The sequence below is a fragment of the Rhodopseudomonas sp. AAP120 genome, assembly GCF_001295845.1.
GTDB lineage: Bacteria > Pseudomonadota > Alphaproteobacteria > Rhizobiales > Xanthobacteraceae > Rhodopseudomonas.
The window spans coordinates 1-6,680 of the sequence record NZ_LJIC01000006.1; the positions used below are offsets into that span (position 1 = coordinate 1).

7 protein-coding genes and 1 tRNA gene are annotated in these 6,680 nt (G+C 62.9%); 6 read left to right on the forward strand and 2 right to left on the reverse strand.

The annotated features are described in order from the left end of the window. Positions 1-166 precede the first annotated feature (166 nt). From IP86_RS00565 to IP86_RS00575, 4 genes are all read left to right on the forward strand, one after another. Positions 167-241, forward strand: a tRNA-Val gene (locus tag IP86_RS00565). Between the two features lie 171 nt (positions 242-412). Continuing rightward, positions 413-940, forward strand: coding sequence for an ImmA/IrrE family metallo-endopeptidase (locus IP86_RS27805; RefSeq protein ID WP_082363697.1), 528 nt, complete (start codon positions 413-415; stop codon positions 938-940). Positions 941-944: 4 nt separating this feature from the next. Beyond that, complete coding sequence (locus IP86_RS00570; RefSeq protein ID WP_197279578.1) at positions 945-2,144, forward strand: hypothetical protein; 1,200 nt, start codon at positions 945-947, stop codon at positions 2,142-2,144. A gap of 120 nt (positions 2,145-2,264) precedes the next feature. After that, the gene (locus IP86_RS00575) at positions 2,265-2,582 is read left to right on the forward strand and encodes a hypothetical protein (protein WP_054160627.1); all 318 of its coding nucleotides are present in this window, start codon (positions 2,265-2,267) and stop codon (positions 2,580-2,582) included. 184 nt (positions 2,583-2,766) lie between these two features. On the opposite strand, the gene IP86_RS00580 is transcribed toward IP86_RS00575, so the two are convergent. Next, positions 2,767-3,198: a DUF5413 family protein gene (locus IP86_RS00580; RefSeq protein ID WP_054160628.1), complete on the reverse strand. Its 432-nt coding sequence runs from the start codon at positions 3,196-3,198 to the stop codon at positions 2,767-2,769. A 106-nt stretch (positions 3,199-3,304) separates the two neighbouring features. Then, positions 3,305-4,849: an acetolactate synthase large subunit gene (locus IP86_RS00585; RefSeq protein ID WP_054160629.1), complete on the reverse strand. Its 1,545-nt coding sequence runs from the start codon at positions 4,847-4,849 to the stop codon at positions 3,305-3,307. Between the two features lie 188 nt (positions 4,850-5,037). On the opposite strand from IP86_RS00585, the gene IP86_RS00590 reads away from it, so the two are divergent. Together IP86_RS00590 and IP86_RS00595 are read left to right on the forward strand one after the other, a co-directional pair. Beyond that, positions 5,038-5,616 (forward strand): L,D-transpeptidase, encoded by a 579-nt coding sequence (locus IP86_RS00590; RefSeq protein ID WP_054160630.1) that lies wholly within the window; start codon positions 5,038-5,040, stop codon positions 5,614-5,616. Positions 5,617-5,693: 77 nt separating this feature from the next. Then, on the forward strand, positions 5,694-6,503 hold the full coding sequence (locus IP86_RS00595) for a DUF2927 domain-containing protein (protein WP_054160631.1): 810 nt from the start codon (positions 5,694-5,696) through the stop codon (positions 6,501-6,503). Positions 6,504-6,680 lie beyond the last annotated feature (177 nt).

Genomic DNA, 6,680 nt, shown 5'->3' on the forward strand with positions numbered 1-6,680 from the left:
CTCGAGGCGGCCGCGCGCAGACTGGCCCGGCCCGAGCCGCGGCAAATGAGTGAACGAAGCGGCAAATTCCCGGCTTGCCGCTTGACACCCTGGCCCGTCACTTCGTAAATCGCGCCTCTACGGTCACCGGGACCAGCCGCCACGCGGCCCCGTCCCCACCGGTCCCGGGCGCATAGCTCAGCGGGAGAGCGTTCCCTTCACACGGGAGAGGTCCAAGGTTCGATCCCTTGTGCGCCCACCACTAACTTCGACGGTATGGGGATGGGATAGACGCACAGGCAAGCGAGCTAAGGTGCATCGTTAGAATAAATATCCCGAAGCAAAAATTGATTCCGGACTTTGCTATTCGTCAAGGGACCCAATATTCGGTCCATGAGACATTAGCAAAATTTGATTCGTCCAGGACCGTGCCATGATCTACAGCTCGCCAAGCTCGTGTGGTCTCTCAAAAGCAGTAGTGGACGACTTTGCCTCTAAAGTCGCTGCTCATCTTGGCTACAACGTTGGCGGTCCGTTAGTTCCTATTGTCGAAAAGATCGGCGGCAAGGTCCAAGTCCAAGATATACTGGACTTCAGCAACCCTCCCTCCGGCTCAATCAGAATCGATGGAGTTGGAAGGTTCAGCATTTTCTTGGCGTCTCACACTGGTCCAGCTCGCGATCGCTTTACAATAGCGCACGAGCTGGGGCATTATTTTCTTCATTATCTGTATCCAAAGCAGAATGGAGCAGAACTCCAGGCGATGGAAGCCCAACGTTATGGGTCAGGCCCCGTCGAGTGGGAAGCCAATTGGTTCGCAGCAGGCTTTTTGATGCCTGTCCCGGAATTCACCGAGAGATACAAAAAACTAAACGGTTCCGTTGCGTTATTGGCAGATGCGTTTGGCGTCTCAACGGAGGCCGCAAGAATACGCGCCGAATTTGCAGGGTTAAGCTCCTAGTCGGATGATGATCCCAAAAGACGGCCCGTTCCGATCTGTACTTCGTCTGTTTTTGAGCGTCGACATAGTGGGCTCGACCGCGTTCAAGCAGGCAACTCGGGACCGTCCGGAAAAGGCATCATCCGGCTTGGACGATCTACCGCCGGCAGAACCTTGGTTCTCGCCGATTGCACAATTCTATCGTGGGATAGAAAGAACATTTGCCAAGGAGTGGTCGATCTGCGTTGAACTCTCGGACAGTGTTGGCTGGCCTACAGGCCGACCGCCCGAGCTTTGGAAAAGTGTCGGCGATGAATTGATCTACACGAAGGTATTAGACGATCACCGGGAAGCCCTAACGACGTTGAACGCCTGGGTAAAGACCGTAGCATCTTACCGAGCGCGACTGAGGGATCAGTTCAAATCATTGGACCTTAAATCAACCGCGTGGCTTGCAGGATTTCCTATCCACAACGCTGAGGTCGTCTTCAGATCATCGGTAACCGGCTTGCAGCCCTTTAACGGTGACGACGATGATGAGGTTTTTAGTAACCTATCTTTACTGCACGAGTTCTACAGCAATCCCTACAATCCCGAATTCACTAGGGACTTCATCGGCCCAGCTATCGATACGGGTTTTCGACTATCGCAGCTCTCCACTCCCCGTAAACTCGTCATATCTGTCGAACTTGCGTTTATGCTGGTTCAGGCAGTGAGAACACAGCCACACGAGTATCAATACGAAATATTGCGCTTCTTCTTTGATGGACGCCACGCTCTGAAAGGAGTTTTAGGCGGATTATCCTATCCGATATTTTGGATCGATATGAGGCCCTTCCCGTTCCTTGAAACGACGGAAGATGCCCTCAACAAAATAATCCCGCTAGATACGGATTCTGTGCTCGCATTCTGCCAAGAATTCATAAAGAGCAGCGGGCCCCACTGTTTCACTCCTTACATCATCGGAAATCCAGACCCAACATTCTCGCGTGTCCCGGACTATCACCAGGAGAGACTTCGGGGGCTGGAGTCATACTGGCAACGGGAAGCGCAAAAGCGAGCGGACGAAAAAAAGGCAGGCCTTGAGAAATCGCAGCCTGGCGACGGCGAACTCGTACAGCAGAATGCCCTCTCTAAGTTGCTCGTTAACTTGGATGGATTGGATACACCGAACAAGCACACCACTCCTGAGCAAGACGGCCCGTTGCCGACCAAACGCCCCTGACAAGAGATCTTCTTGGCGGCACGCACCGCACCAATTGATCCTGCACAATGCGGCCGCCCCTGCCCTTCGTTTAGCGGAGGATCAGATGGCCCACAGAGCATCGGCGGGAGGCGACGGACAATGGCTCATACCCTCGAACAGACGATCAACGCCTTGCTCGAGCAGGAGCCGGCGCTGCGGCAATGGCTGGAGCAGATGCGGGCGCTGATCCGCGACACAAGGGGCGTCACCGCCATCGCCGGACTGACGCCGGCCGAGACCGAGGAATTCCTCCGGCTCGATCCGCGGCTGCGCGCCCATCGCGGCGCGATGACGGCCGCCGAGTTCGAGGCCGCAAGCGCCCGCCATGCCGACCTCAAGAGCCGGATCGAAGCCGCGCTGCAGGACGACGCGATCGAGAGCCTGAGCGATTGGGGCGTGGCCCCGGCGCGCGGCTGACAAGCTCTGCGCGACAACGGCGTGGCGTGAGTTGAACGCAGCAACACGCGCCGCTGTTTGCTGCGGCGCGTGATCGATCACGTGCGTCGAAAAGCGGGAACCGCGTTGTCGGTTGCGCTCGCCGCACCCTGTGCACCGGCATCCGCACGCCCGGACTCGCGCGCCGCGGCCTCAACGCAGCAGTTCAGGCCGCCGCCTGCTCCGCGGGCGGAACGACCGGCTTGCAGAACTTGCAGACCAGCCACGACGACAGCACCGCCGGCACCAGCCCGACCAGACCATACAGCACGAGCTGCACCAGGCCGGCATCGGCGCCGCGGTTGGAATACATGAACGCGGTGGCGATGAAGCCGATGATGCCGACGATCACCATGCGCAGCGGCTGCTTGATGATGCGGATGTGGCAGATGATCTCGTCGATCGCGGCCATCATCAGGGCCGGCAGCAGGCCGAACAAATAGCTGTACTGCAGCGACTTGAACATCACGACGAAGAACTTCTGCACTTCCATCAGATCGGTGTGCATCCAGTAACCGGACAGATAGCTGGTCGCGAACAGCAGCAGCAGTCCGCCGACGAACGGCCCGATCGCACCGAAGATCAGATATCGCTTCATGCCTGCTCCACAACCGGCGATCTGCGCCGGACCGACAGGCTACGCCCGCCGGCCCGATGCCGACAACTGCCGGGACGCGGCCAGTCTGGTCAAACTGCCGCGATGGTTACATCCGCACTTCGACCAAGCTCGGCCCGCTGCCGCGGACGCCGGCTTCGAGCGCGGCGTTGAGTTCGTCCGCCGTGGTCACGGCCCGTGCCGGCACGCCCATGCCCTTGGCCAGCGACACCCAATCGAGGTCCGGGCGGTCGAGCGTCAGCATGTCCTGCGCCCGCTTGCCGGGCTCGCCGGCGCCGACGCCGTCGAACTCGCCTCTGAGGATCTGGTACTTGCGGTTGGCGAACACAACGGTGGTGACGTCGAGATTCTCGCGCGCCTGGGTCCACAGCGCCTGCAGCGTGTACATCGCGCTGCCGTCACCGACCATGCAGATCACCTTGCGGTCCGGGCACGCCACCGCGGCGCCGACCGCGACCGGCGGCGAGAAGCCGATCGAGCCGCCGAGATTCTGCAGCCAGTCGTGCGGCGCCGCCGCGGCGGTCGGCGGGAAGAAGCCGCGGCCGGTGGTGATCGACTCGTCGATCACGATGGCATTCTCCGGGATCGCCACCGCGATCGCCTGCGCGATGGTGTCGAGCGTCAGCGCCCCGCTCGGCTTGGCGATGTCGACCAGCTTCTGCGGCTGGGCGTCCTGAGCCTTGGCGCCGAGCGCGCCGGCCAGCGCCTCGAGCGCGGCTTCGGAGTTCTCGCCGATGTCGGTCAGGCGGTGCGCGTCGCAGCCCTCCGGTTTCAGCAGGCTGGGCTTGTCCGGGTAGGCAAAGAACGCCACCGGGTCCATCGCCTCGACCAGCACGATGTGGCGGAACGGCTTCAGGATCGGCAGCGCCGCCTCGACCACATAGGGCACGCGCTCGACCCAATAGCGCCCCTGCCCGCGCGCCATCCTGGCGTTGTAGGTCTGGGCCATCACCTTGCAGCCGGCCTTGCCGGCGATCCGCTGCGCCAGCGCCAGGCCGTGCTCGGTGAGCGCATTGCCGGATAGTAGCAGCAGCGTCGGCTCGCCGGAGCGCAGCACCCGCGCGGCGGCCTCGACCGCCTGCGGCGAGTAGCTCGGCCGCTGCTGATCGGCCGGCACTTCGGCGATGCCGTCGGCCTCGTTCCAGGCGGTGTCGGCCGGCAGGATCAGCGTGGCGATCTGCGGCGGCATCCCCTTGGCGGCGGCGATCGCGGCGGCGCCGTCGCGCGCCACCGACTTGGCGTCCGGCGAGGTGCGGACCCAGGCCGACATCGGCCGCGCCAGGCCCTCGATGTCCGAAGTCAGCGGCGCGTTGTAATCGATGTGGTAGGTGGCGTGCTGGCCGACGATGTTGACGATGCCGGAGGCCGCCTTCTTGGCGTTGTGCAGATTGGCGATGCCGTTGGCGAGGCCCGGGCCGAGATGCAGCAGGGTCGAAGCCGGCGTGCGCTTCATCCGATAGTAACCATCCGCGGCGCCGGTGACGACGCCCTCGAATAGGCCGAGCACGCAGCGCATGCCCTCGACACGATCCAGCGCGGCAACGAAGTGCATTTCCGAGGTGCCGGGATTGGTGAAGCAGACGTCAACGCCGCCTTGTACGAGGGTCCTCACCAGGCTTTCGGCACCGTTCATCGTTTCGCTCCCTGTTGTATCGTGACACGACGATCAATCATTGTTGAACGCGTTCGTCAAAGGGGCGAGCGCGCGGAGCAGCGCTTCCTGCCGCGCACGGCACTGCTCCGGCGTCATCGCGATGACTTGCGCAATCGCCATGATTGTGGCCTGTCTTGGGTTGGATTCTGACGATTGCGAGGTTCACGATGGTTCGCACTGCCGCCCGCCTGTTCGCGCTCGCCGCCACGATAGCCGTTGCCGGGATCTCCCAGGCGTCCGCCCAGGAGGACATGCGGGCCGTGATGGGGTTCGGGCCGTTCTTCCGCTCCGGGCCGGCGGCCAGCCCGATCCCGCGTGAGCGCGTGAACTTCATGGGCAATTACGCTCCCGGAACCATCGTGATCAGCACCTCGGAGCGCCGGCTGTATCTGGTCCAGCCGGACGGCACCGCGCTGCGCTATGGCATCGGCGTCGGCCGCGACGGGTTCCGCTGGTCGGGCGTTCACCGCATCACCGCCAAGAAGGAATGGCCGAGCTGGACGCCGCCGGCGCAGATGCTGCGCCGCCGCCCCGATTTGCCGCGCCACATGGCCGGCGGCGAGGACAATCCGCTCGGCGCCCGCGCGATGTATCTCGGCTCGACGCTGTATCGCATCCACGGCTCGAACGAGCCCGAAACGATCGGCCAGGCGGTGTCGTCGGGCTGCTTCCGGATGACCAACGAGGACGTCGTCGACCTGTACGACCGCGTTCGCGTCGGCGCCACGGTGATCGTGCGGAACTGATCGACCGCCGGGCGCGCAGCCCGGCTGCTCCCAATTACGGGTTGTGCGCCGCGGCGGATTCCGGCAGCGTCGCTGTCATGCAACGCGGCCACCTCCCTCGCTTTCTCGGCCCCGCGCTCGCGGCGATGATCGCCGCGGCAGCGGGCACGGCGGCGCCGTCGCTGGCGGCCGACAGCACCGATATCTCGGCCAACCAGCGCGCCGAGAAGCGCGACTTCACCGACAGCCAGATCTTCGACGGCTTCTTCAAGACCGCGTTCGGCGCCGAGTATCACCTCGCCGGCCGGGTCGACCGCATCCGCAAGTTCGAAGGCCCGGTGCGGATCTTCGCCGAGGGCGAAACTCATCCGGACCGCCGCGCCCAACTCGCCCGCGTGGTCGCCGATATCGCCAAGCGGATTCGGCATCTCGACATCGCCATCACCGAGGACAGCGACGAGGCCAACGTCACCGTCCACCTCGTCCGCGACCGAAATCTGAACAAGACCATTCAGACGTTCTACGGCGCCGAACGCGCCAAGGAGATCCGCGAGTCGCTCGATCCGCAATGCCTGTCGGGCTTCCGCAAGAACGACAAATTCGAGATCGAGCACGCCGATGTGATTCTGACGATCGACAACGGCGACTTCGTCTTCCTCGACTGCGCCTACGAGGAACTGCTGCAGTCGCTCGGGCCGATCAACGACACCGACCAGGTGCCGTGGACGATGTTCAACGACGACGTCCAGAAGGGATACTTCGACGTCTACGATCAGTATCTGATGAACATCCTGTACCACCCGGAGATCAAGCCGGGCATGACCGTGCAAGAGGTCAAGTCGGTACTGCCGCAGGTGATGGCGGACGTGCGGAGCTTTGTCGGGAAGGTCAACGGATTGGGGCAGTAGTCGCGGGGCGTGCGCAGCCGCGCCGGGCACGCTCCCGGCGCTTTCTTTATTTGGATCGAATAGTCACCCGCGCCCCAAGCACGGCGAGCTCCCTCGCCCCGCTCTTGCGGGGAGAGGGTTGGGGTGAGGGGCGACGCAGGCACGGACTCTCGGCATTGTCGAAACGCCCCCCCCCCC